This window comes from Streptomyces sp. OfavH-34-F (assembly GCF_022347745.1).
Taxonomy (GTDB): Bacteria; Actinomycetota; Actinomycetes; order Streptomycetales; family Streptomycetaceae; genus Streptomyces.
The window spans coordinates 1-24495 of sequence record NZ_JAKRGC010000074.1; the positions used below are offsets into that span (position 1 = coordinate 1).

At 70.7% G+C, this 24495-nt stretch carries 22 protein-coding genes and 5 pseudogenes; 16 read left to right on the top strand and 11 right to left on the bottom strand.

Annotated features, from left to right (window positions below; all coding sequences use genetic code 11):
* Positions 1-205 precede the first annotated feature (205 nt).
* Positions 206-1348 carry an NADH-quinone oxidoreductase subunit D gene (locus MHW47_RS14065; RefSeq protein WP_239223383.1) on the top strand — a complete coding sequence of 381 codons (1143 nt, stop codon included), beginning with the start codon at positions 206-208 and terminating at the stop codon, positions 1346-1348.
* A 121-nt stretch (positions 1349-1469) separates the two neighbouring features.
* Here the strand turns inward: MHW47_RS14065 and MHW47_RS14070 are convergent.
* A pseudogene (locus tag MHW47_RS14070) lies at positions 1470-2585 on the bottom strand (NADP-dependent malic enzyme); the annotation flags it as partial.
* A gap of 523 nt (positions 2586-3108) precedes the next feature.
* On the opposite strand from MHW47_RS14070, the gene MHW47_RS14075 reads away from it, so the two are divergent.
* From MHW47_RS14075 to MHW47_RS14085, 3 genes are read left to right on the top strand one after another with little or no spacing between them, the layout of a single operon-like run.
* Complete coding sequence (locus MHW47_RS14075) at positions 3109-4086, top strand: ABC transporter substrate-binding protein (RefSeq protein ID WP_239223385.1); 978 nt, start codon at positions 3109-3111, stop codon at positions 4084-4086.
* Between the two features lie 40 nt (positions 4087-4126).
* Positions 4127-5080 carry an amino acid ABC transporter permease gene (locus MHW47_RS14080; RefSeq protein WP_239223387.1) on the top strand — a complete coding sequence of 318 codons (954 nt, stop codon included), beginning with the start codon at positions 4127-4129 and terminating at the stop codon, positions 5078-5080.
* Complete coding sequence (locus MHW47_RS14085) at positions 5077-5838, top strand: amino acid ABC transporter ATP-binding protein (RefSeq protein WP_275449183.1); 762 nt, start codon at positions 5077-5079, stop codon at positions 5836-5838. The genes MHW47_RS14080 and MHW47_RS14085 overlap by 4 nt, the downstream gene beginning before the upstream one ends.
* Positions 5839-5947: 109 nt before the next feature.
* Here the strand turns inward: MHW47_RS14085 and MHW47_RS14090 are convergent, their stop codons facing one another.
* Positions 5948-6730: a hypothetical protein gene (locus MHW47_RS14090; protein ID WP_239223389.1), complete on the bottom strand. Its 783-nt coding sequence runs from the start codon at positions 6728-6730 to the stop codon at positions 5948-5950.
* A complete protein-coding gene (locus tag MHW47_RS14095; RefSeq protein ID WP_239223391.1) occupies positions 6727-7215 on the bottom strand; it encodes a SigE family RNA polymerase sigma factor in 489 nt (162 codons plus the stop codon). The genes MHW47_RS14090 and MHW47_RS14095 overlap by 4 nt, the downstream gene beginning before the upstream one ends.
* Positions 7216-7417: 202 nt before the next feature.
* On the opposite strand from MHW47_RS14095, the gene MHW47_RS14100 reads away from it, so the two are divergent.
* Positions 7418-8047 (top strand): ABATE domain-containing protein, encoded by a 630-nt coding sequence (locus tag MHW47_RS14100; protein ID WP_239223393.1) that lies wholly within the window; start codon positions 7418-7420, stop codon positions 8045-8047.
* Here MHW47_RS14100 and sodX read toward each other — a convergent pair.
* A complete protein-coding gene (gene sodX, locus MHW47_RS14105) occupies positions 7951-8409 on the bottom strand; it encodes a nickel-type superoxide dismutase maturation protease (protein WP_239223395.1) in 459 nt (152 codons plus the stop codon). The genes MHW47_RS14100 and sodX overlap by 97 nt on opposite strands.
* A 181-nt stretch (positions 8410-8590) precedes the next feature.
* On the opposite strand from sodX, the gene sodN reads away from it, so the two are divergent.
* Positions 8591-8986, top strand: coding sequence for a superoxide dismutase, Ni (gene sodN, locus MHW47_RS14110; protein ID WP_239223397.1), 396 nt, complete (start codon positions 8591-8593; stop codon positions 8984-8986).
* Positions 8987-9001: 15 nt separating this feature from the next.
* Here the strand turns inward: sodN and MHW47_RS14115 are convergent.
* Positions 9002-9217, bottom strand: a pseudogene (locus MHW47_RS14115) (tyrosine-type recombinase/integrase); the annotation flags it as partial.
* Between MHW47_RS14115 and MHW47_RS14120 the strand changes: the two are divergent.
* The 3 genes and pseudogenes from MHW47_RS14120 to MHW47_RS14135 form a co-directional block, all read left to right on the top strand.
* A pseudogene (locus MHW47_RS14120) lies at positions 9213-9689 on the top strand (DUF3631 domain-containing protein); the annotation flags it as partial. The pseudogenes MHW47_RS14115 and MHW47_RS14120 overlap by 5 nt on opposite strands.
* A gap of 315 nt (positions 9690-10004) precedes the next feature.
* A pseudogene (locus MHW47_RS35720) lies at positions 10005-10580 on the top strand (hypothetical protein).
* A complete protein-coding gene (locus tag MHW47_RS14135; RefSeq protein WP_239223403.1) occupies positions 10570-12294 on the top strand; it encodes a relaxase/mobilization nuclease domain-containing protein in 1725 nt (574 codons plus the stop codon). Before MHW47_RS35720 ends, MHW47_RS14135 begins: the two are co-directional and overlap by 11 nt.
* 667 nt (positions 12295-12961) lie before the next feature.
* Here MHW47_RS14135 and hemC read toward each other — a convergent pair.
* Positions 12962-13876: a hydroxymethylbilane synthase gene (gene hemC, locus MHW47_RS14140; RefSeq protein ID WP_239223405.1), complete on the bottom strand. Its 915-nt coding sequence runs from the start codon at positions 13874-13876 to the stop codon at positions 12962-12964.
* 98 nt (positions 13877-13974) lie between these two features.
* On the opposite strand from hemC, the gene MHW47_RS14145 reads away from it, so the two are divergent.
* From MHW47_RS14145 to MHW47_RS14160, 4 genes and pseudogenes are all read left to right on the top strand, one after another.
* Complete coding sequence (locus MHW47_RS14145) at positions 13975-14691, top strand: hypothetical protein (protein WP_374230091.1); 717 nt, start codon at positions 13975-13977, stop codon at positions 14689-14691.
* The gene (locus MHW47_RS14150; protein ID WP_239223406.1) at positions 14601-15128 is read left to right on the top strand and encodes an NUDIX domain-containing protein; all 528 of its coding nucleotides are present in this window, start codon (positions 14601-14603) and stop codon (positions 15126-15128) included. The genes MHW47_RS14145 and MHW47_RS14150 overlap by 91 nt, the downstream gene beginning before the upstream one ends.
* A pseudogene (locus MHW47_RS14155) lies at positions 15127-15322 on the top strand (RNA-binding protein); the annotation flags it as partial. The gene MHW47_RS14150 and the pseudogene MHW47_RS14155, both read left to right, overlap by 2 nt.
* 103 nt (positions 15323-15425) lie before the next feature.
* On the top strand, positions 15426-16046 hold the full coding sequence (locus MHW47_RS14160; RefSeq protein WP_239223408.1) for a DUF5753 domain-containing protein: 621 nt from the start codon (positions 15426-15428) through the stop codon (positions 16044-16046).
* A 1136-nt stretch (positions 16047-17182) separates the two neighbouring features.
* Here MHW47_RS14160 and MHW47_RS14165 read toward each other — a convergent pair.
* From MHW47_RS14165 to MHW47_RS14175, 3 genes are all read right to left on the bottom strand, one after another.
* Positions 17183-17491 carry a hypothetical protein gene (locus MHW47_RS14165; protein WP_239223410.1) on the bottom strand — a complete coding sequence of 103 codons (309 nt, stop codon included), beginning with the start codon at positions 17489-17491 and terminating at the stop codon, positions 17183-17185.
* Entirely contained in the window at positions 17466-18632 is a 1167-nt protein-coding gene (locus MHW47_RS14170) for an MFS transporter (protein WP_239223422.1), read from the bottom strand. The genes MHW47_RS14165 and MHW47_RS14170 overlap by 26 nt, the downstream gene beginning before the upstream one ends.
* Positions 18633-18806: 174 nt before the next feature.
* A complete protein-coding gene (locus MHW47_RS14175; RefSeq protein ID WP_239223412.1) occupies positions 18807-20273 on the bottom strand; it encodes an MFS transporter in 1467 nt (488 codons plus the stop codon).
* Positions 20274-20373: 100 nt separating this feature from the next.
* On the opposite strand from MHW47_RS14175, the gene MHW47_RS14180 reads away from it, so the two are divergent.
* The 3 genes from MHW47_RS14180 (at position 20374) to MHW47_RS14190 (ending at position 23068) form a co-directional block, all read left to right on the top strand.
* Entirely contained in the window at positions 20374-20985 is a 612-nt protein-coding gene (locus tag MHW47_RS14180; RefSeq protein WP_239223413.1) for a TetR/AcrR family transcriptional regulator, read from the top strand.
* A gap of 245 nt (positions 20986-21230) precedes the next feature.
* Complete coding sequence (locus tag MHW47_RS14185; RefSeq protein ID WP_239223414.1) at positions 21231-21770, top strand: transcriptional regulator; 540 nt, start codon at positions 21231-21233, stop codon at positions 21768-21770.
* Positions 21771-21787: 17 nt separating this feature from the next.
* Positions 21788-23068 (top strand): MFS transporter, encoded by a 1281-nt coding sequence (locus tag MHW47_RS14190; protein ID WP_239223416.1) that lies wholly within the window; start codon positions 21788-21790, stop codon positions 23066-23068.
* A 43-nt stretch (positions 23069-23111) separates the two neighbouring features.
* On the opposite strand, the gene MHW47_RS14195 is transcribed toward MHW47_RS14190, so the two are convergent.
* Positions 23112-23735, bottom strand: a complete 624-nt coding sequence (locus MHW47_RS14195) for a nucleotidyltransferase domain-containing protein (protein ID WP_239223418.1) — start codon at positions 23733-23735, stop codon at positions 23112-23114.
* A gap of 3 nt (positions 23736-23738) precedes the next feature.
* Positions 23739-24495 (bottom strand): NAD(P)H-binding protein (locus MHW47_RS14200; protein ID WP_239223420.1); only part of this gene is annotated, 757 nt, incomplete at its 5' end.

Consider the following 24495-nt stretch of genomic DNA (forward strand, 5'->3'; position numbering starts at 1 on the left):
GCCCGCCGCTGTCCCTGGCCACGACGGACCCGCCGGCCTACCTCCGGGCCCTGGCGTCGGCGGGCGAGGCGGCGGAGCTGACGGCCCGCGGCGGGCTGGGCGACTTCGGCTGGCTGAGCCGGCGGATCGGCCCCCGCGGCGACTGAGGAGCGGGGGTCCGGGGGCAGCGCCCCCACCGGCGCGGCGCGCACGCGATACTGACCCCATGACGGAGACGACCATCGGCATCGGCGGCGCGGCGGAGAGCACCGACATGGTGCTGAACATCGGCCCCCAGCACCCCTCCACCCACGGCGTGCTCCGCCTCCGCATCGTCCTGGACGGCGAGCGCGTCCAGCACGCCGAACCGGTCGTCGGCTACATGCACCGCGGCGCGGAGAAGCTGTTCGAGGCCCGCGACTACCGCCAGATCATCATGCTCGCCAACCGCCACGACTGGCTCTCCGCGTTCTCCAACGAACTGGGCGTCGTGATGGCCGTCGAGCGCATGCTCGGCATGGAGGTCCCCGAGCGCGCGGTCTGGACCCGTACGCTGCTCGCCGAGCTGAACCGGGTGCTCAACCATCTGATGTTCCTGGGCTCGTACCCGCTGGAACTGGGCGGGATCACCCCGGTGTTCTACGCGTTCCGGGAGCGCGAGGAGCTGCAGGCCGTGATGGAGGAGGTCTCCGGCGGCCGCATGCACTACATGTTCAACCGGGTGGGCGGCCTCAAGGAGGACCTGCCGGCCGGCTGGGCCGGCCGGGCGCGGGACGCCGTCGCGTCGGTCCGCTCGCGGATGGACGTGTACGACGAACTGGTCCTCGGCAACGAGATCTTCCGGGGCCGCACCCGGGGCGTCGGCGTGCTGTCGGCCGGCGCGGTGCACGCGTACGGGGTGTCGGGGCCGATCGCCCGCGCCTCGGGCGTCGACTTCGACCTGCGGCGCGACGAGCCGTATCTGGCGTACGGGGAGCTGCGGGACACGCTGAAGGTCGTGACCCGGACCGAGGGCGACTGCCTGGCCCGGTTCGAGTGCCTGCTGGAGCAGACGCACAACGCCCTCGACCTCGCGGACGCCTGCCTGGACCGGCTCGCCGAACTGGCGCCGGGCCCCGTCAACCAGCGGCTGCCGAAGGTCCTCAAGGCGCCGGAGGGCCACACGTACGCCTGGACGGAGAACCCGCTCGGCGTCAACGGCTACTACCTGGTGTCCAAGGGCGAGAAGACCCCGTACCGGCTGAAGCTGCGCTCCGCCTCGTTCAACAACATCCAGGCGCTCACCGAACTGCTGCCGGGGACGCTGGTCGCCGACATGGTGGCGATCCTGGGCTCGCTGTTCTTCGTCGTCGGCGACATCGACAAGTAGCCTCGCGTCACGAGATCGCGCTGCGCAGCTCCGCCACGTCCAGCTGCTCGGTCTCGTCGTGCGCGGTGAGGTCGATGACCTTGCCGACGGCGCGCTCCCGCGCCTGGTCCGAGCGGTGCGCGGCCAGTGCCTCCTCGCCGACCACGTCGGCCAGCGCGTTGGCCGCCGCGATCTTCATGCCCTCGGTGATCCGGGACGCCCGCACCTGGAGCGCCCCCGCGAAGATCCCCGGGAAGGCCAGCACGTTGTTGATCTGGTTCGGGTAGTCCGACCGCCCGGTCGCCACGACGGCCGCGTACTTGTGCGCGATGTCGGGGTGGACCTCGGGGTTCGGGTTGGCCATCGCGAAGACGAACGCGCCGGGCGCCATCGAGGCGATCGCGGCCTCGGGGACCGTACCGCCGGAGACGCCGATGAAGACGTCGGCGCCGGCCAGCGCCACCTCCAGCCGGCCGGAGATGCCCGCCCGGTTGGTGAGTCCGGCCAGTTCGCGCTTGACGTCGGTCAGGTCCTCGCGGTCCCGGCTGACGATGCCCTTGCGGTCGGCGACGGCGACGTCGCCGAGCCCCGCCTCCAGCAGGAACTTGGCGATGGCCACGCCCGCCGCTCCGGCGCCCGAGATGACGGCGCGCAGGTCGCCCAGGCTGCGCCCGGAGAGCTTCGCGGCGTTGCGCAGGGCGGCCAGCGTGACGACGGCCGTGCCGTGCTGGTCGTCGTGGAAGACCGGGATGTCCAGCCGCTCCTGGAGCTTGCGCTCGATCTCGAAGCAGCGCGGCGCCGAGATGTCCTCCAGGTTCACGCCGCCGAAGGAGGGGGCGAGCCGGACGACGGTCTCCACGATTTCGTCCGCGTCGGTGGTCGCGAGCGCGATCGGCACCGCGTCCACGCCGCCGAACTGCTTGAACAGGATGGCCTTGCCCTCCATCACGGGGAGGGACGCCTCGGGACCGATGTCGCCGAGGCCGAGCACCGCCGTCCCGTCCGTGACGACGGCGACGACCTGGGACTTCCAGGTGTAGTCGTGGACCAGCTCGGGCTGCTCCGCGATCGCGGAGCACACCTTCGCCACGCCCGGCGTGTACGCCAGGGACAGGTCGTCCCTGTCCCGGATCGGGACGGTGGCCCGCACGGCCATCTTCCCGCCCCGGTGCAGGGCGAAGGCCGGATCGAACGGCTCGTCGGTGGTGGTGCTGTCGGTGGTGCTGTCGCTGCGAGGATTGACGATCTCCGCTGCCATGGTGTTGACCCCTTAAGTCTTCATCGTTTGAGGGTGGCCACTCCTGGTTGAGGAGGGGTGGGCGGGCACCGCGTACGTGCCCTGCGCCTGGCGGTTGGCCGCCCCGGCAGGGGGAGGTACGTACGCGCGGGCGCGCCGCACACGCGCCCTGAGCCCCGGATGAGGGGTGTAAAGGTCTTTCTTACCGGACGGACCCGGCCACGGACGAGCCGATATCGACTCCGTGACATGACTCATAGTCGTCCATCTGAACAGGCCGGCCTTGTGCCGTGCCTGAGTCCGCCACGCGGGACGCGCCGGAGATCCTCCGGCCGCGACTCGTCCACTCCTGAAATGGTCCGGCCCCGGTGTACCGGCCTCAGGAGGTTCGGGGATCGCCCGTTATCCGATTTTGACATGCCGGGCCCCCTGTTCGGGCTAATCCCCGTGGCAACATGCCGTAATCACACAAGGCGACGACACTCGACACCGTGTGCTCTTGCCGCCCGGTGACACGTCCCCACCCTGCCGGAGGAACCCGAACATGACCGCACGAATCGCCCGTCGTACGGCCGCGAAGACCCGTATCGCCGCGGTCGGCGCCATCGCGGTCGCCGGCACCATGCTGCTGACCGCCTGCGGCGACCAGACGAAGAACAACGACGCCGGCGGCTCGGCGACGGCCAAGACCGGCGCCACCGCCTCCAGCGACACCCTCACGCCCGCCGAGATGCTGCCCGAGGACATCCGTTCCAAGGGCGTCATCCGGGTCGGCTCGGACATCGCCTATCCGCCGGTCGAGTTCAAGGACAAGTCCGGCGCGACCGTCGGCATCGACCCGGACCTCGCCGCCGCGCTCGGCAAGGAACTGGGCGTGGAGTTCAAGTTCGAGAACGGCACGTTCGACACCCTGATCACCGGCCTGCGCGCCAAGCGGTACGACATCGCCATGTCGGCGATGACGGACACCAAGGAGCGCCAGAACGGCATCGACCCGGAGACGCAGAAGAAGGTCGGCGAGGGCGTCGACTTCATCGACTACTTCACCGCCGGTGTCTCGCTCTACACCAAGAAGGGCGACGACCAGGGCATCAAGACCTGGGCCGACCTGTGCGGCAAGAAGATCGTCGTCCAGCGCAACACCGTCTCGCACGACCTGGCCAAGGCCGAGTCCAAGAAGTGCGCGGGCGGCAAGAAGATCGCCATGGAGGCGTTCGACAACGACCTGGAGGCCCAGACCCGGCTCCGCTCGGGCGGTGCCGACGCCGGCTCCTCCGACTTCCCGGTCGCCGCGTACGCGGTGAAGACCTCGGGCGGCGGCAACGACTTCCAGCTCGTCGGTGACCAGGTCGAGGCGGCCCCGTACGGCATCGCCGTCGCCAAGGGCAACGACAAGCTGACCCAGGCCATCAAGGCGGCCATGGACGCGATCATCAAGAACGGCGAGTACGACAAGGTCATCGCGAAGTGGGGCGTCGAGGCCGGCGCGGTCACCGAGGCCAGGATCAACGGCGGTTCCTGACCGGTGTCCGGTACGGAGAGGCAGCTGAAAGGCATCAGCCGTGACTGACATCAAGAAGACGGGACCGGGCGGCGAGCCGCCCGCGTCCCCCGCCGGGGCGGTGGCCGCGCCGGAGCCCATCAGGGCCATCCCGGTGCGGCACTACGGCCGGTACGTCTCGGCGCTCGTCGCCATCGCCGCGCTCGCGTCGATCGTGTACGCGTTCAGCCAGGGCAAGATCAACTGGGGCGCGGTACCGGACTACTTCTTCGACGACCGCATCATCGACGGCGTCGGCCAGACGCTGCTGCTGACCGTCCTGTCGATGCTGATCGGCGTGGTCGGCGGCGTCCTGCTCGCCGTCATGCGCCTGTCGAAGAACCCGGTCACGTCGTCGATCGCGTGGTTCTACATCTGGTTCTTCCGGGGCACCCCGGTCCTGGTCCAGCTGTTCGTGTGGTTCAACCTGGGTCTGGTCTTCGAGTACATCAACCTCGGGCCGATCTACAAGGACTACTGGTCGAGCTTCATGACGCCGCTGCTGACGGCGCTGCTCGGCCTCGGCCTCAACGAGGCCGCGTACATGGCGGAGATCTGCCGGGCCGGTCTGCTCTCGGTGGACGAGGGCCAGACGGAGGCGTCCCACGCGCTGGGCATGAGCCACGGCAAGACCCTGCGGCGCGTCGTGATCCCGCAGGCCATGCGGGTGATCGTGCCGCCCACGGGCAACGAGGTCATCAACATGCTCAAGACGACCTCGCTGGTGGCCGCCGTCCAGTTCTACGAACTCTTCAAGAACGCCCAGGACATCGGCCAGGCGGCCGGAGCACCGGTGGAGATGTACTTCCTCTCCGCCGCCTGGTACCTGATCATGACCTCGGTGCTCAGCGTGGGGCAGTACTACCTGGAGCGCTACTACGCGCGTGGATCGAGCCGCAGCCTGCCGCCCACCCCGCTGCAGAAGCTGCGGTCGACGGTGCTGTCGGTCGGCCGCCCGAAGGGAGGCATCGCATGACCGCGATGGTGAAGGCCGAGGGCGTCCACAAGTCCTTCGGCGCCGCGCACATCCTCAAGGGCATCGACCTGGAGGTGGCCCCGCGCGAGGTGTTCTGCCTGATCGGCCCGTCCGGTTCCGGCAAGTCCACGTTCCTGCGGTGCATCAACCACCTGGAGCAGATCAGCGCCGGCCGGCTGTACGTGGACGGCGAGCTGGTGGGCTACCGCCAGAAGGGCGACAAGCTGTACGAGCTGAAGGACAGCGAGGTCGCCCTGAAGCGCCGGGACATCGGCATGGTCTTCCAGCGCTTCAACCTGTTCCCGCACATGACGGCGCTGGAGAACGTCATGGAGGCGCCCGTCCAGGTGAGGCGCGAGGCCAAGGCGGTCGCCCGGGCCCGCGCCGAACGGCTGCTGGACCGGGTGGGCCTGGCGGACAAGGCGCGCAACTACCCCTCGCAGCTCTCCGGCGGACAGCAGCAGCGGGTGGCCATCGCGCGGGCGCTGGCCATGGAGCCGAAGCTGATGCTCTTCGACGAGCCCACCTCGGCGCTCGACCCGGAGCTGGTCGGCGACGTGCTCGACGTGATGCGGGGGCTCGCCGAGGACGGGATGACGATGATCGTCGTCACCCACGAGATGGGCTTCGCCCGCGAGGTCGGCGACGCGCTGGTCTTCATGGACGACGGTGTGGTGGTCGAATCCGGCCATCCCCGCGAGGTCCTGACCAACCCGCAGCACGACCGGACGAAGTCGTTCCTGTCGAAGGTGCTCTAGCGGTCGGAGGCACTCCGGCGGTCGAAGGTGCTCCGGCGATCGCGGAGAGGGCGGTACGGGCCGGTGCGGCCCGTACCGCCCTCTCGCGTGCGGCGTCACCCCGTCGGCGTCACCCCGTCGGCAGCAGCTCCGTGCGCAGCATCAGCTCGCGCAGCTGTGTGCGGGTGAGCGGCGGGTTCTTCAGCAGCGGCCCCTGCACCTCGTCCGCCTCGAAGCCGGTGCTGTCCCGTACGCCGAGCAGGCTGCCGTCCGCCAGCATGAGCTGGGCGGTCAGCTCGGGGCCCCACTGCGGGGTGGCACCCTCGCCGTAGTCCATGGCGTCGCTCCAGATGGTGAGCACCCGTCCCCCGGACAGCTCCTCGCGCACGCAGTCGGTACGGGCGGGCGCCCCCTTGTCCGGCTTGCACAGGTCCGCCGCCGGGTCGCTGTTCCCGAGCTTCTTGCGTACGGCCGCGGCGTCCATGACGTCCACGGTGAGGTAGCCGACGCCGCCGTCCCGGCGGACCGCGTACTGCCCGTCCAGCGGACCGGTCCTGGGCGGCTCGGGGGGCACGGGCGAGGCGTGCTTGATGATGTCGGCGAACGACACCTCCTCGACCGTGCCGACGTCGGAGGGCAGCAGCCGGGCGAGCCGGACGGCCCGGTCGGTGGCGCCGGGGGCCTTGGCGGACGAGGCCACCGAGGAGGTCTGCGGGGTGTCGTGGGCCGGGGAGGTCAGCTGGGGGACGACGAACGCCCCCGCCGCCACCGTGCACACCGCCGCCGCCGACACGGCCGCCCTGCGCCGCCACCGCACCCGTGCGGCCTTCGCGAAGACCGCCTCCGTGCTGATGACCGGCCGCCCGGCGCCCTCGGCGGCCCGCCCCAGCAGCCCGCGCACGTCGTCGCTCATACCAAAACCTCCGCCATCTCGGCGCGCAGCGCCGCCAATCCCCGAGCCGTGTGGCTCTTGACCGTGTTCTCCCGCATCCCGAGCGTCTCGGCCGTGGCCTCGACGCTCAGGTCCTCCCAGTAGCGCAGCACCAGGACCGCCCGCTGCCTGGGCGTGAGCCGCGCGAGCGCCGCCCGGACCGCCAGGCCGGTGTCCGTGTCGGGTGTCTGCGCGGCCCGTTCCGGCAGCTCCCCGTACGCCTGCTCGCGGCGCCAGAACCGGCGGCGGGCGGCGATGAAGGTGTTGACCAGGGTTTTGCGCGCGTATGCCTCGATGTTGTCGAGCCGGCCGTGCCGCCGCCCGCCGAGCACGACCTTGACCAGAGTCGTCTGGACCAGGTCCTCGGCCTCGTGCCGGTCGCCGCAGAGCAGGAACGCGCTGCGGAACAGGGCGGTGCGTCTGCTCTCGACGAAGGCGTGCAGCGCGGCGTGGTCATCGCTCCGCATCCTCGGTGTCCTTCCCCCGGCCCGCGGGCGCGGACCGTCTCACCCTTCCAGTGCGGTGGGCGGCACGGCGGGTTGCGGCGGATGCGAAGAGTTTCGGGGCGGGGGCACCCCTTCCCCACATGTAATACCCTGTAACCTTAATCACCCATTACGTCGCACCATCTAGTCCCCCCACCCCGGACCGACGCCGTAAGGAAAACTCGTGGAACTGGCCTTTTACTCGGACTACGCCGTGCGCCTGGTCAACACCGAGGAGCCGGCCCGGAACAAGGACACCCTGACGTCGGTGGAGGCCGTCCGCGACCTGTTCCGGGAGAACGCCCAGGCGGCGCGGCGCGCGGCCGACGCGGATGTCACCCGGTTCCGTTCCGTCCGGGCCCGGCTGCGCGCGGTCTTCGAGGCGGCCGACGCGGGCGACGAGCGGCTGGCGGTGGACCTGCTGAACTCGCTGCTGCTGGAGTTCCCGGTGAGCCCGCAGATCTCCGGCCACGACCTGCGCGACGCGGACGGCAAGCCGGACTGGCACATGCACCTCGCGGACCACCCGTCCAACGTCACGGCGGGGTACGCGGCGATCGCGGCCATGGGTCTGGCGTTCCACCTCACCTCGTACGGCGTGGACCGGCTGGGCCTGTGCGAGGCCGCGCCCTGCCGCAACGCGTACCTCGACACCTCGACCAACCGCTCCCGCCGCTACTGCTCGGACCGCTGCGCGACGCGTGCCAACGTGGCGGCCTACCGGGCCCGCAAGCGCCTGGAGACGGAGCGCGCAGCGGAGACCGGGCGCAGCGCGGAGACCGCCCAGCTCAGTACACCGCGCACCGAGCGCTGATCCCGGGTCAGCGGCCGGTACCGGGCACGGACCCGGGCCAGCACGAGTTCCTCGGGGACCGTTCCGTAGTCGGTGGAGTCGCCGCCCGCGTAACTGTTGTCCCCGAGCACCCACCAGCCGCCGGCCCGGCGCTCCACGGCCCGCTTCACGACCAGCAGGTCCTGCTGGAACGGATGGCGCAGGATCACCACGTCCCCGGGACGCACCGGCGCCCCGTACTGCACGAGCAGCCAGTCCCCGTGGTGCAGCGTGGGCACCATCGAGGGGCCCGTCACCTCCACCACCTGGAAGGGCACCCGCGCCGACAGCCCGCGCGCGGACCGCTCACCGGCCGGCTCCGGCACCTCCGGCACCTCGCTCATCTCCTCCCGCACCTCCCCGATCCGTCCAGTACACCGTCCCCCACAGGGTTTCGTACATTCGGCCGCCGGTCCCATCCTCGTCCCGGACTTTTGGCCTAAGCCCCCGGGGGCACTCGCTGAAAGAGGCTTCTCACGGAGTAATGTCCCACCTGAGAAGACGATCACGAGGAAGGACAGCTCAATGCTTTCCCGCCTGTTCGCCCCCAAGGTGAAGGTCAGCGCCCACTGCGACCTCCCCTGCGGCGTGTACGACCCGGCCCAGGCCCGCATCGAGGCGGAGTCCGTCAAGGCCGTCCAGGAGAAGTACCAGGCCAACGAGGACCCGCACTTCCGGGCCCGCGCGGTGGTCATCAAGGAGCAGCGCGCCGAGCTCGCCAAGCACCACGTCTCGGTGCTGTGGAGCGACTACTTCAAGGCCCCGCACTTCGAGAAGTACCCGCAGCTGCACCAGCTGGTCAACGACACCCTGAAGGCCCTCTCGGCCGCCAAGGGCTCCACCGACCCGGCCACCGGCCAGAAGGCGCTGGACCTGATCGCGGAGATCGACAAGATCTTCTGGGAGACCAAGAAGGCCTGATCTACGGCCCACCAGCCCGCACCCGGCCCGCAGGCCGCCGAGAACGGCGTCCATGACGGACCGGGTGCGGTCTTCTTTGCCCGGCCCCAGGTGCGCGTAGATCCGCAGCGCGATGACGGCGGACGCGTGCCCGAGGACCATCTGGACCTGCTTGACGCTCGCCCCGCCGGCGATGAGCGCGGAGGCGTAGAAGTGCCGCAGGTCGTGGGTGACCATGTGCGGTAGCTCGAGGGCCGGCGCCGCCTGCCTGGCGATGACCCGCAACGAAGTGGTCCAGGACGAGCAGACGACGCTGAAGACCCGGTTGCTCCGGGACATCCGCCGCGTCTTCGAGCAACAGGGCGACCAGGAGGCGCTGCGCAGCCACGACCTGATCGCCGCCCTCGTCCAGGACGCCGAGTCGCCGTGGGCCGAGTACGGAACGAAGGGTCTGAACGCCTACCACCTGGCCAACCTGCTGCGCGACTTCGGCATCAGCCCGGCCAACCACCGCTTCGAGAACGGCAGGCAGGCCAAGGCGTACGCCCGCAACCAGTTCCTCGACGCCTGGGCCCGCTACTGCCCCGACCCTGCCCAACCGGCCCCCGCAGCAGCGGAGACCGCGCCCGCACGTCGAGTCCCGGGCAAGCCACCGGCCCCTCCGTCCGGGGCGCTGCCCATCGGGCCGCCCGGCGGGCCTGCCGGCCCCAGGCCCACTCGCTGACACCAGCTCCGTATCCATCCGTCGCATCCGTCCCCGCGCAGGTCAGCGCGGGGACGGAGTTCCTCGCCGATACGGATCACTGCGTACCTGCGACCGTCTCCGTACCTGTCCTGACCAGCTATGGGACGGATGCAACGGACGTGACGAAGCCCCACCCCACACGACCACCGGAGCACCGCCATGCCCGAATCGAGCACCGACGACGTCCCCGTCCGCCGCCGCAAGGGATTCTTCGGCCTGACCCGCCGATCAGCAGCAAGCTGGAGCGAACGAGCCTCTGACGAGGCTTCGTCCGCACTTGCCCCCGCCCCAGGGGTGGCGGAGGAGAAGGCCGAGCGCCAGGGGGCGCCCGAGCCGGAGGAAGGCACAGCCGAGACCAGCCGCCCACCCACAGTCGACTCCATCGCCCCTCGCACGCAGCCGCCGACCAACGTCCAACCGTCCGCCGAGCAGCCCTCCTGGCGGGACCTTGATGCCCCCGTCCTGCCCGCGCTGATGAACCGCAAGCGCACCGTGGAAAAGCGCGACCAGTAGAAGACCATCCGCTTCACCCGGACAGCTGTGAGCGTGATCAGCGCCGCCGCTCACCAGCGCGGTCAGAAGTTCGCCGGATTCTTCGGCGCCGCCGCCCTGGCCATCGCCCTCGGCAAGGCAGGGTTGGTCGGCAGCCCGGAGGACGACCCGGTCCGCCCGCTGATCGAGGCCGTCGAGGCACACACGGTCGCGCTCGACCGCATCGGCAGGAACCTCAACCAGATCACCGCGGCCATCCACCGAGGAACAGTGCCCGAGCGTGCCGAGGCGGTGCTGGACCGTGTCGAGCAAGCGGCCGAGAGCAGCTACCGACTGATCGACCAGCTCCTGACGGAAGGCACCGCCCATGGTTCCTGACGTCTCCACCGGCTCCGACACCCGCGGACTGATCATCTACCTCTTCGGCCCCGGCCGCCGAGACGAACACACGGACCCTCACATCGTCGCCGCCTGGGACATGGCCGGCGCCCCCGATCCCGGCCGCAACCCGACAGCCACCTACACCCAGCTCGCCAAGCGCCTCGACCACCACGTCGACCTGCGCACCCGCGAGCTGGGCGGCAAGAAGCCGCCCCAGCACGTCTGGCACTGCCCGGTCCGTACCGCGCCCGGCGACCGCTACCTCACCGACACCGAGTGGGCCGAAGTCGCCCGCCGCATCGTGCACGCCACAGGCATCGCCCCCGACGGCGACGACAAGGCATGCCGGTGGATCGCCGTGCGGCACGCCGACGACCACATCCACATCATGGCCACCACCGTCCGCGCCGACGGACGCCGCCCCCGCACCCACCACGACGGACAGCGCGCCCAAGCCGAGTGCCGCAAGATCGAAGCAGAGTTCGGCCTGCGCCGCCTGAAGTCCGGCGACCTCACCGCGCCCCGCACCCCCACCGGCGCCGAACGCGCCAAGGCCGAGCGCCAGGGCCAGACGGTCACGGCACGGCACTGGCTGCGCGAGCAGGCGTACGCGGTCGCCGCCGCCATACACAACGAGGCCGACTACTTCACCGTGCTGGAATCCCTCGGCATCAAGGTCAAGACACGACTCGGCCCCGAGACCGGCGACGTCATCGGCTACAGCCTCGCCGCCCCCGGCGACACCAACGCGGCTGGCGAACCCGTCTGGTACGGCGGCTCCAAACTCGCCCCCGACCTCTCCATCAACCGCCTACGCGAACGCCTCCCCAACCAGAAGGTGGCCGACCGCCCCCGGTATGTGGCGGACCCCGCCGCCCCATGGCGCCACACCACCACCGCCATCCACACGGCGCACACCGTCCTCGACTCCGGCGACGATGCCGCCGCCCAGGGCCACCTGGCCGCCTTCGGCGACGCCCTGTACAACATCGCCAGCGCCACGACCGGCCCGCACCGGGCGGAACTACGAGCGGCGGCGACGGCGTTCAACCGCGCCCGCCGCTCTGCCACCCGCGCCGATCACCAGGCCGCCACCGCCCTGCGCAAGGCCACCAGGGAACTCGCCTACGCCTCCAATGAGCCAGGCGGACTCGCCATCACCCTGCTCTTCGCCACCCTGCACCTGGCCCGCGCCGCCGCCAAGTGGCACGAACAGCGCGGCCACGAACAGCAGGCCGCTGCGGCCGAAGAAGCCCTCCGCCACCTCCAGGCGGGCTACCAGCAGGCCGCCACACCCGCCCTGGCTGACCTGACCCGCCGCGCACCACGAGCCGCAACCGCCCGCCGCTACGAGCAAGACGTGCGCGAGGCCCTCCCCGACCATGCCGACCGGATCCTCGCCGACCCCACTTGGACCGCCCTGACCACAACCCTCGCCCACGCCGAGACCGCCGGCCACAAACCCCGGCGCCTCCTGGCCGAGGTGGGTACCCAGCGTGAGCTCGACAGCGCCAAGCACCCCGCCGAGGTCCTCAACTGGCGCATCACCGCTCAACCGAACCGGCGGACGCAGGCGGCCCGCAGCCGAAGCACGATCAGCGGAGCGCCGCCTCTGCCCAACACGCCACACACACCGCCACACTGGCAGTCAGAAGGCCAGAGGGGCACTGCCAGCACCGATGGCCCCCGACGCGGCCGAATAAGGACGTGAACCAGGCTCTCGCGGCATATCACCATGTACCGCCTGGCGGCGCGCGTCCTTGTCAGTGACTGGCCAGCAACTAGTTGGCCCTCACACTTCCGGCTTCTGGCATCACCGTCTGACCGCCTCCCTGTGTACCGTGCACCTGCCCCCTTGAACCGGAGGAACGGATGTACTTGGCACCTCTGCTGCTGGGCCCCGGGATAATTCTGGCGGGACTTGCGCTGGCGACAGATTTCCGCGGCATCGCTACACGAACGGTGGATACCTACCTGAACCCCGCCCACGCCGACCCCGGCCTCCTGCGGACGTTCCACCGACTGGGATTCGAGCATCCGGGGATGGACTTTCTCCGCTACGCGCCCCTCCAGCGAAAGCTCTTGCGAATCTGGGGCGGGCTCATCTGCGCTCTCGGGATCGGGTTCCTGGCCACAGGCGTCTCGCTCATGATTCGCGCATAGTCGCCGCTACGCGGGCTACGAGCCCGAGATGACAGCCCAAGGCGCGCTGCCGGTAATTAACTGCTCCACGGCATGTGTGCCAGAGCCGTCAACTGGACAGCGAGCCGAGAGGGAGGTCGCCGTCGGGGGCTGGCTCAGATGCTTCCGCTAACCATCTGACTTCCGCTCGCTGGTGGCCCGGACCAGGTAAGTCTCCGGGCCACCAAGTACTTCCTTCAAGGACTGGCGGTCACGGTCTGCGCTCCGAGGCGCGTCAGCTCGTGACTGACGGCCAGAGCCGCCTTCCTGGCGTCGCTGCTGGCGCGGCGAACATCGACCGAAGAACCGCCGTCCACCGTGAAGGATCTGGCGCGGACCGTATAGGTGGCGGCGTCCTGGCCCCCGTTCGTCCGGCAGTACCCCGCCAGCGGGGCATTGCAGAAGCCGCCTAGCCGGCGGAGTACCAGGCGCTCGGCTTCCGCTTCCGTGGCGGTAGCGGGGTCGTGGAGAAAGTTGATGGCCTCGCTCGTGGCCTTGTCGTCCTCGCGCGTCTGGAAGGCGATGATCGCGGCGCCGAGCGGAGGACAGATCACCTCCGGGCTGATCCGTTCGGCGATCAGGTGGGGCAGGCCGAGGCGTTCCATGGAGCAGGCGGCGACCACCAACGCGTCGATCCGGCTGTCGGGCTCGTGCAGCGCTCGGAGGCGTTCGTCCACCGGCCCACGTATCGGAACGACGTTGATGTCCGGGCGATGGACGCGCAGTGCGGCGGTCCGGCGCAAGGACGCGGTGGCTACCACCGCCCCGGCAGGGAGGGTGGCCAGCGTGACATCGGGATCGCGGGCGACCAGGCAGTCCCGGATGTCATCGCGCCGCAGGTAAGCGGACATTGTGAGGCCGGGAGTGTCGATGGTCGGCGCGTCCTTGAGGCAGTGGACAGCAACGTCGATTTCGCCCGCCAGCAGGGCGGATTCGATCTCTTCGGAGAAGACCCCGTCCGCCTCCAGTGCGGTTCGATCCACCGACCGATCTCCACCCGCTTCGGTAAAGGGGCGCAGGATGGTGGGGCCGGCGGCGGAGAGAGCGGATAAGACCGGGGCGGTCTGCATGAGGGACATCTTCGAGGCGCGGGCGCCCACACGAAGGGTCACAAGTTTCTCCTTTAGTGACAAAGTGTCGGAATCTGCATGGTTCTGGTGCAAGTACGATTGCGAGTCAACGGGACTGCTATCGCAAGGAGTTGACCTGAATGGGCGACGTGGTGCGCATCGGCTCCAGGGCTAGCAAGCTGGCGAGGACGCAGGTCAGCGAATGGCTGGCACCTCTGGTCGGGCAGTTCCCGGAAGTCACCTTCAAGCGCGAGGTCATCCTCGAAGGCGGCGACCAGGACCGCGTCACGCCCACGCTCGCGGAGGTCGCGAAGACAGCCGGCGGGTCCGCCTTCTCCACCAACCAAGAGGCAGCCTTGGTCACGGGGAAAATCGACGTGATCGTGCACTCCTTGAAAGACCTCCCTACGGCCGTTACCGAAGGAACGACCCTGCTGACCACGCCTGGCCCGCGTGAAGACGTACGCGACGTGCTCTGCGGGGCGACCCTGGCCGGTCTCCCCGAAGGGGCGACCGTGGGCACAGGGGCGCCCCGCCGCGTGGCCCAGCTCCTCGCACTCCGCCCCGACCTCAACGTCGTACCGATCCGGGGAAACGTGCCAGGGCGGCTTGCCCGCACCACCAAGGGCGCGCTCGACGCGGTGGTTCTCGCCGCTGCCGGACTGAATCGACTCGGGCTGACGCCCGAGATCCACGAGGTTCCGCGCCGCGAGGTGCCTGGGGCCACCGATCTCACCCGCCGCGCCCGCGAAGCACTCGCTCTCACATGCCCAGCAACCGGCCTGACGAAGGGAACCCCGTGCCCCAGCAGACCGACGACCAGTCCAAGGCTCTCAAGCCGGCGCTCGAATCGATGACCCTGCTGGTCGCGGCCGTCATCGTCCACGACAAGGCCACCAACCGCGTCGTCCTTCTCCAGCGCGGCGAGAACGCCAAGTTTGCCCAGGGCATGTGGGACCTCCCGGTCGGCAAGAACGAACCGGGCGAACCGATCACCGAGACGGCCGTCCGCGAGCTCTACGAGGAGACCGGCCTCACCGTGAAGCCCGAGTCCCTCAAGGTCGCCCACATCATCCACGGCGCCCGAGGCATCGAAGCCCCCAACGGCTTCCTCACCGTCGTCTTCGCCACCCACGAATGGACCGGCAAACCCGAAAACCGCGAACCCCGCAAGCACTCCCAGGTCCGCTGGACCGACGTCGGCACCATCCCCGAGAACTTCGTGGACACCACCGCCGGCGCCCTTCACCAGTACCTCTCAGGCGGCTCGGAAATCTCCCTCAACGGCTGGTGACGAGACCTGCGACGTCCAAGTCCTCCGCGTCACCGAGTACCCAGACTTCGAGGCTCTCCGTGACGGCGAAGGCCCGTCCAACGTCAACCCGACCCGCCGCCCGCGACCAGCAACTCGCCCACATCCGCACCGTCTACGGCCCTGAGAAGGAGGCCCTCGGCGCCCTGGCCCTCGAGATCGAGCGCATGGCCTGACCGATTCCCGCTCTTACAAGATCGGACACTCGGAGCCATCCTCGACCGGAACGGCAACGCCCGTCGAAGCCGCCCCCGGCGGCACCACCCAGGAGGGGATGCGGTGACCAGTTCAGTTCCCTGGACGGATCGTCTGTCCACCGGTACAGAAGCGACTCAGGACGACGTGGTGCGCTGGTACCAGAGCACGCGCGAAGGCCAGGCGTACGTGCCCACGATGATCTGGGGCACCCTCCAGACCGAGGCGTACGCCACCGTGATCCTCGGCCAGGTCGTCGACTTCCTCGGCATCCCGAACGACGTGCCGGCGGGAGTCGCCAAGCGCATGCAGCGACAGCGAGTGCTGTACGACGGCGAGCACCACTACGACGTCGTCCTCGGGGAGCAGGCGCTCTACACGAACATCGGCGGGCCCAAGGTCATGCGAGAACAGATCGAGCGCCTCCTGCGAGAGCTCGGCCTGGCCTCGCTCACCCTAGGGATCCTTCCCTCCACCGCACGGGTGGACCTCTTCCCCGTCCACGCGTTCAACCTCTACGGCGATGGCGACCGTGCCCACGTCGAACTCGTCTCCTCCTCCATGGACATCACAGAACAGAGCGAACTCGACCTCTACAACAAAGCCTTCACCGCGCTGAGCAGTGCGGCATCGTACGGCGTCGCCGCTGAGAAAATTCTGCAACGGGCCCACTCCTTCTGGACCAACGCCCCGATCCAGCCGTAGAACTCCGCCGCCCGCGACGAGCACCTCGCCAGCGCCCCTTTCATCCGTAGCCCCAGCCGCAGAGCGCCAGGGCCAACCTGCCCGCCCTTGGCTGGACCGGGGTTGTCCAGGCGGCTTCGGCAAGCCTCGGCATCCCACTCTTCTGAGCCGCGGTAGCACTCGACAGTCCACACCCGGTCCGGAGACCGCCGAGAACGGTGTCCACGACGGCCCGGGTGCGGTCTTCTTTGCCCAGCGACAGGTTCGCGTAGATCCACAGCGCGATGACGGCGGAAGCGTGGCCGAGGTCGCCCGCAGCGCAGTCCCGCAGGCTCTACGGCTCCAAGGGCGTCTCTCCCGGACGCGCGCGGGCCCCGGAGCGCGTCCGCTCCGGGGCCCAGGTAATAAAGTCTGGTAATTCGTATTTTTGAGCTAGCGCCTGATCACTTGTAGAGCGATGGGGCAGCTAAGGATGAACGTGCTACCGGCGAGGCCAAGCGCCTTGAGCACTTCCATGTCGGTTGCCAAAGTGACGACGGCTACGACCAGCCCGATCAGGGCGGCAACCATCAGTGCGATAGCCGTATGGAAGTTGGCGTGATTGCAGGGCGAAGACATATCTCTGCTCCGTTCTCATTAGGGACTCATTTCGCATCACCACACATGTTTTCTACGCACCTTCGCGTAAGAGGAATTTGAGACTCAGGCTCTGCGAGCAGCTACCCGGCCCCCTAGTCACCCGGCGTCAAGGGCCCATGATCGCCTCCCAAGATCGATAAAGGCGTCCGCTACGAGGGGACCGCGGCCTCCGGATGCCCGTCCCCGTAATACGTATAACACGAACGAGCCGTCCGCAGAAGCGAGGTGACTCCCGGTCACACGATTCGGTGCACACCTCGCGACGACTTCCTTACGCAGCCCTTATGGATGGCGAGGAAATGAATATGCCAAGAGCAACTGCAAACCCGCAGGCCGGCAATCAGCCCCAGGCACTCAAGCCGTGCCCGGACCGATAACCCTGCTGTTCGCCGCCGTCATCGTCCACGAAAGGACCGCAGTCCAATAGCTCAGGTCTCTTTGAACGGCTGCGCTCAGCTCAGCGATCACGGCCAATCCCTTACAGCCATCGATCACCTCTGCTGGCAGGGACCTCCGTCTCAGCCGTCGAACCGGGTGTCGGCGGCGTCGCGCTGGCACGGGATGAACCAGTGCCAGCAGCCCTGATTCTCGGTGGCGACGACCAAGTGCTCACCGCGGATATCGGTCGGGGTCCTTGCGAGCGGTTGGATGAAGTTCTGGCCTCCGAGGATGGCCGGACGCTCCTCGGCGAGACGGCAGAAGTCGGCCAACGCATAGGGAACGGAGCCGGGTATCGCGATGTCGGAGGGCTGCCGGGTTTCGGTTCGGACGGGATACCAGCCGGTGACGAAGGTCAGCGACTTACGGGGAGCCTCCCGGCAGATCACCGGTCCGGGCCGTTCTCGTACCGTTCGGGCTCTGTGCGGCGGAGCGGCGGTGGGTGGTGAGCAGTACCGTGCAGGCTGCGAGGGTCAGGAGGGCGCCGGCGAGGAACGTGCCCCGGACGCCGGTGCGCGGGAGGATCACGCTTCCGAGCGCGGCGCCCGCCGCGATGCCGGCGTTGTAGCAGCCGGAGTTCGCCGCGAGGGCGAGGTCCGTGCGGCCGGGTGCGCAGCGCAGCATCGCGTTCTGGGTGGTCATGAACACCGGGCCGAGCGCGCCGCCCATCAGCACGAGGAACGCCACCGCCAGCGCCGGTCGGGCGCCGGCCGCGTACAGGCCGAGCATGCCCACCGCCTGGGTGGCCATCGCGGTGGCCGGCGCGGCGTCGGGGAAGCGGTCCAGCAGGGCCCCGGTGGCGCTCACTCCGGCCAGGCACGCGAGGCCGAAGGTCACGAGCAGGGCGCTGACCGCGCTCGGGGAGAACCCGCTCACCTCGCCCAGGAACGTCACGATGTACGTGAAGCCCGCGAACGCCCCGGCGGCGGACAGGGTTCCGGCCGCGAGGACGATGCCGAAGCGGCGGGCGTCCGGGCTGGTGCCGTAGGCGGCGCGCTCCTCCTCCGGGCGCGAGGTCGGCAGCAGGGCGGCGATCGTGACCAGGGAGAGGAGCCCCGGAGCCGCCAGCAGCGCGACCGGCACCGGCCAGCCGCTCAGGCGGCCGAGCCAGGTCCCGGCGGGCACGCCGAGCACGAGGGCGAGCGAGCCGGCGGCGGACAGGACCCCGACCACCCGCCCTCGGAGTGCGGGCGGGAACAGGCCCACCGCCACCGGCCCCATCACGGCCCAGAACAGCGCCTGGGCGAGCGCGGTCACCAGCCGGGCCGCGAGGAGCAGCCCGTACGAGCGGGCCACCGCCGCGACCAGGCTGGACACGACCAGCGCGGCCAGCACCCCCGTGAGCACGTGCCGCCGGGGCACCGCCCTCAGGCCGTGGGCGAGCGGCACCGACGCGACGGCCACCGTCACGCCGTAGCCGGTGATCAGGAGACCGACCGACGACACCGACACCCGCAGGTCCTCCGAGATCAGCTCAAGGAGACCGATCGGCAGGTTCTCCGCGGTGTTGAAGGTGAAGGCGGCCAGCATCAGGGCCGCCAGCACCGCCACCCCGCGCCGGGGGCCCGGTCGCGCCCCCGGTCGCGCCGCGCCTCCGCGGCCTCCTGCCGACGCCGTCCCCCGCGCCCGCTCCGTGGCATCGTCCATGACGGAACCTCAGCGGGACTTCCCGGTCCGCCGCAACCGGATTCGTCCCGCCCTGGCTCATCCGCGCCGGCGTGGCCCGAGGAAGGTGGCCGCGAGCAGGGTGCCGGTCAGGACCAGGGCCGCGTTGGCCAGGACGGCAACGGTGACGCCGGACAGGACGGTCGTGGGGCCCGTGGTGCCGAGGGCGGTCATGCGGGCCGTGGCGATCGCGCTCATGATCGGGATGCCGAGGGTGATGCCCACCTGCTGGGTCATCGTGGCGAGGCCGGTGGCCAGGCCCTGTTCCTCGTCGGGCAGGCCCGAGGTCGCGGTGACCATGAAGCCGACGATCATCAGCATGTTGCCGACTCCCCCGACGAACGTGGCGGCGAGGAGGAGCCAGATCCAGGCCCCCGAGGTGCCGAGCGCGACGAGCGAGAGGGTGGCGAGGGCCTGGACCACTCCCCCGGTGACGATGGTCCTCCGGTTGCCGTTGCGGCCCACGGCCCGGCCGCCGAGCGTGCCGCCGATCACGGTGCCGAGGCCTAGGACGCCGAAGGCCAGACCGGTGGCGAGCGGTGAGTAGCCGAGGACCTCCTGGAGGTAGAGCGTCAGCAGGAAGACCAGGGACGTCTCGGTGACGAAGGCGACGAGCCCGGTCGCGTTGCCCCAGATCACGCTGCGGCGCCTGAGGATGCGTACGGGAACGAGCGGGGCGCTCGCCCGCTTCTCGACGAACCGGAAGGCGACGAGGAGCACGGCCCCGGCGAGCAGGGCGACGAGGGTGGTGGGCGTGGTCCAGCCGGTCGCTCCGGCCTGGGTGAGGCCGTAGACCAGGAGCAGCAGCCCGCCGGTGACGGTGACGGCGCCGGGAACGTCGAGCCGGGGGCGCTGCGCCGGGCGGGAGTCGGTGATGACGGCCGGGGCCAGGGCGACCACGAGCGCGGCGACCGGGACGTTGACCAGGAAGGCCCAGCGCCAGGACAGCAGGTCCGTGAGGAGGCCGCCGAGGATCGCGCCCGCCGTGAAGCCCGCCGACATCAGGGCGCCGTTGAGACCGAGGGCCCGTTCGCGCAGCGGGCCCTCCTTGAACGCGGTGGTCAGCAGCGCGAGCCCGGCGGGCGTGACGGCGGCGGTGGCCAGGCCCTGGAGCACGCGGGCGACGAGCAGTACCTCCGGCGAACCGGCCAGCCCGCCCAGCAGCGAGGAGAGGCCCAGCACCGCCATGCCGGCGATGAACAGCCGCTTACGGCCGACGAGATCGGCGATCCGGCCGAACAGGAGCGTGAACCCGGCGGCCGCCAGGGCGAACGAGGTGGCGATCCACTGGAGGTCCTGAAGCGCGAAGCCGAGGCCGTCCCCGACGACCGGCAGAGCGACGTTCAGGATCGAGAAGTCCACGGCGATCATGAACTGCGCGCCGAGGAGCAGGGTGAGAACGACCTTCTGACGGCCGGTCATCCGGGCGGACCGGGGGCCGGAGGGTGGCGCGGGCGGCGGCGTCGCGGTGGTGGGGTGTGACGGGGCAGGACTGGGCGCGGACATGGTCGTCCTTCCTCGGACGGAAGCTAAATGGTTCCGTGGTTCCGTTAAGATGGGGCGACCGTAGCAGAAGCATGCTCGTTAATGGAACTGGAGACCCGTTATGGCATCCGAGGGTGTGGAACCCGGCACCGTCCGGCCCGGCGGGCGGACCGCCCGCGTCCGGGAGGCCGTGCTGCGCGCGGCGGGTGACGCGCTGGCCGAGCACGGCTTCGACCGCCTCGACCTCGCCGATGTGGCGCGGCGCGCGGAGGTCGGCAAGACGACCGTCTACCGCCGCTGGTCCTCACCCACCGGCCTGATCGCGGACCTGCTCGACGACATGGCGGAGCAGTCCACGCCCCGGGCGCGGACCGGTTCGCTGGACGGGGACCTCCGGGCGAACGCCCGGCTGGTGCTCACGACGCTCACCGATCCGCGCCAGGGAGCGCTCTTCCGGTCGGTCATCGCGGCGGCGACCTGCGATCCGCGTACCGCGCAGGCGCTGCACCGGTTCTACGCGATCCGCGTCGAGGAGTGGGCCGGCTGTGTCACCGACGCCGTCGAACGGGGCGAACTGCCGGCCGGGACCGACCCGCACGAGGTCGTACGCGCCGTGTCGGCGCCGCTCTACTACCGGCTGCTGGCCAGCGGCGACCCGCTCGACGAGGCCGCAGCCGACCGCGCCGCCACCGCCACGGTCCTGGCGGCGAAGGCGGGCGCGTACGTCAGGTGAGGAGCGGGGCGCACCCGGGCAACGGGGCGCCCACAGCCGGCGCGGGACACAGCGACGGGGCACGCCGGGGCCGAGCAGCGGCGCACGCCGAGACCACGGAGCCTGCCCGCCGGCTGGCCCGTAACCCCTGGATCAGCGCTCCGACGCGGGAACAGGACGCCACCCGGAGCGCGCCGGACGGCGGATTCCGGACGTCCGTGCGAAACCTCTTGCTCAATGGTCAAGAATCGTTGACCATTGCTCGCATGCCTACCGATGATCTTCCCGAGACGTTTCACGTCACCACGGACGAGCAGCTGCGCGCCGTCTCCAATCTCACGCGCCACCGGATCATGGCCGTGCTCCGCTTCGAGCCGGCGACGATCACGCAGATCGCCGAGCGGGTGGGCCTCGCGAAGGGGAGTTCCAGCTATCACGTGCGGCTGCTGGAGCGTGCCGGCCTGGTGGAGGTGGTACGGACGCGGAAGGTGCGGGGCGTCACCGAGCGGTACTACGCGATGGCCGCACGGGCGATCGTCCTGCCGGACCCGGGCGAGGGCGGGCCGGATGTGCTGATGCGCCATGCGGTGGCAGACCTGGAGGCGTCGCCGGCGGAGGGCGAGCGGCACGTACGGATGGCGCACCTGCGGCTCACCGACGAGCAGTTCGCGCAGTTGGGGGCGCGGCTGCAGGCGCTGGCGGACGAGTACCGGGAGCTGTCCGATCCGTCGCTGCCGGACGCGTCACTCGTCTTCGCACTGTTCCACCCGGCACCGCGCGAGCAGGCCGACGGGGGCGCCGAGTGACCTCAGCCGTAGGAAAGTTGCCGACCGGGTTCGGACGGCTCTGGACCGCGCAGACGGTGTCCTCGTTCGGTGACGGGGTGTCGCATGCCGCGCTGCCGCTGCTCGCGCTGACGTTGACGCGGGATCCGATGGCGCTCGCCGTCGTCACGGCCGCCGGGACGCTGCCGTGGCTGATCTTCGGGGTGCTCGGCGGTGCGCTGGTGGACCGCTGGGACCGCCGGCGCACGATGTGGGTCATGGATGCGGCGCGTGCGGCTCTGCTCGCGATCCCGGCGGCAGCGGCCGCGCTCGACGCACTGAGCATTCCGCTGCTCGCGGCCGTCGCCTTCCTGCTCGGCCTGGGGGGACTCTTCTTCGACACGGCCGCCACGGCCTATCTGCCGGATCTCCTCGGCCGCGACCCCGCACTCCTTGAGCGAGCCAACTCCCGCCTGCGGGGCGCCCAGACCGCCATGTCCGGCTTCGCGGGGCCGCCCGCGGGCAGTGCGCTGCTCGCGCTCGGGCGGGCGGTTCCGCTGCTCGCCGACGCGGTGTCGTTCATGCTCTCCGCACTGCTCGTACGGTCGCTGCCCGCCATGCCCCGGCCCGTGCCGGAGAGCCGCGAGTCGCTGCTCCAGCAGGCGCGGGCCGGGGCTTCGTACGTCTTCCGGGACCGGCTGCTGCTCGGGCTCGCGCTCCGCCCTGCGGTCGGGAACATCGCCTTCCTCGCCGTGGAGACCGTACTCGCCCTCTTCGCGCACGACCGCCTCGGCATCGGCACCTACGGCTTCGGTCTGCTCCTCACGGCGGAGGCCGCCGGCGGTCTGCTCGGTGCGGCCATCGCCTCCCGCCTTGGCCGGCGACTCGGCACCGGCACCGCGCTGACCTGCACGGCCGCGGTCGAAGGACTTGCCATCGCGGGCCTGGCCGCTGCCCCGAACCCGTACGTGGCCGGGCTGGCGCTCGCCGTCTGCGGGGCCGGCATGGGCGCCACGATGGTGCTCGGGCCCTCCCTCCGGCAGGCGATCGTCCCGGCCCGCCTCATGGGCCGGGTCGCCTCCACCTCCCGCATGCTGGCCATGTGCGCCGCACCCGTCGGGGCCTTCCTCGGCGGCTGGCTGGCCACCGCCTACGACATCCGGACCCCGCTCTACGCCGCCGCCGTCCTCCTCCTTTCGATGACGGCCGTCACGGCGTCCATGACCACCAACCGCCGGGTCGAAGCGGCGCTGCGTGCCGCTGCCCCGGTCGGAAGCCCGGATCACCCGGCATCCGAGGAGCCCGCCCGGGAGAGCGCACCCGCGGGGCGCGACGAGTAACCGGGGCCGGTCGGGTGCGCCGGCCGCCCCGGCCCCCGCCGCCTCAGCCCGGCAGCAGCGTCCTCAGCCTCGCCGCCCACGGGTGGTCCGCGCCCTCCACCAGCGTGAGCGTCTCCGCCAGCCAGGCGCGGGCATGGTCGTCCAGGACCGGCAGCGCCTCCGTGAAGTCCCGCTCGTCCTTGGGGCGCCGGGTCCTGGACTTGTAGAGCAGCTGCACCTCGGGGGCGAGGTACGGGATGCCCTCCGGCGACCTGCGGCCCAGCCGGGCCAGGGGGAGGCGGACGCGGGGATCGCGGCGGAACACCCAGTCCCCGCCGTCCACCTCGTCCAGCATGAATTGCAGGCGCCAGGGCTCGTCCGGGCCCGGCCGGCACCAGAGGTCGTGGACGGCGGCGGGGAGCGTCTCGCCGGGGTGCCAGGTCCGCAGCGTGCCGGGCGGGTCGGCGGCCCACCAGTCCCAGCCGGGCAGGGCCCGCCGCACCTCCGCCTGGGCGTCGCGCGGCACGAGCACGTCGATGTCGCCGTGCTCCCGGAAGACGCGGCCCACGGCCAGCTCGACCGCGTACCCGCCGGCGATCCACCACGGGGAGCGCAGCGCCGCGAGCAGGCGGACGGCCTCGGGGAGCGGCGGCGGCTCCCAGGGGCCCCAGGGGGTCTCCGTGCGCATCGGTCAGTCCCGGAGCAGGTGGCGGTAGCTGTCGGGGTGTTCGCGCAGATAGGTGGCCAGGTCCATGGCGGGGCGGCCGGTGAGGGTGGGTACGGCGTCCGAGACGGTGGCCATCTCGCCGGCCGCGATGGCCTCGTACGAGGTGACCCAGCCGGCCACCTCCCAGTCGGGGGCCCCGTAGTGCCCCCGGGACGCGTACGCCTCCTCGCGGGTCTCGGGCTCGTAGGTGACGGTCCGTCCGGTGACCCGGCTCAGCTCCTCGGCGGCCTCGGCGAGGGTGAACGCCTCGGGGCCGGTCAGGTCGTAGGTGCGTCCGTCGTGCGAAGGGCCGGTGGCGTCGGCACCGGCGAGGAGGACGGCGGTGGCGGCGTCCGCGATGTCCTCGTGGGCCACCGCGGCGACCCGGCCGTCACCGGCGGGGCCGCGCAGCACACCGTCGGCGCCGGTCATGGCGGGGAGCCCGGCGAGATACCAGCTGTCGCGCAGGAAGGTGTACCGGACGTCGGCGGTCCGGATGTGCGCCTCGGTCTGCCAGTGGTCGCGGGCGAAGGTGAACGTGGCGTCGGGGGCGGCGCCCAGGAACGAGACGTAGACGATGCGCTCCACGCCGGCGGCGACCGCCGCGTCCACCGCCGTGGTGTGCTCGCGGACCCGGTCGGGGCTCTCGTGCGCCGAGACGAGGAACAGGGTGTGGGCGCCGGCCAGGGCGCGGCGCATGGCCTCGCCGTCGCCGTAGGGGGCGGGCGGCGCCGGGTCGGCG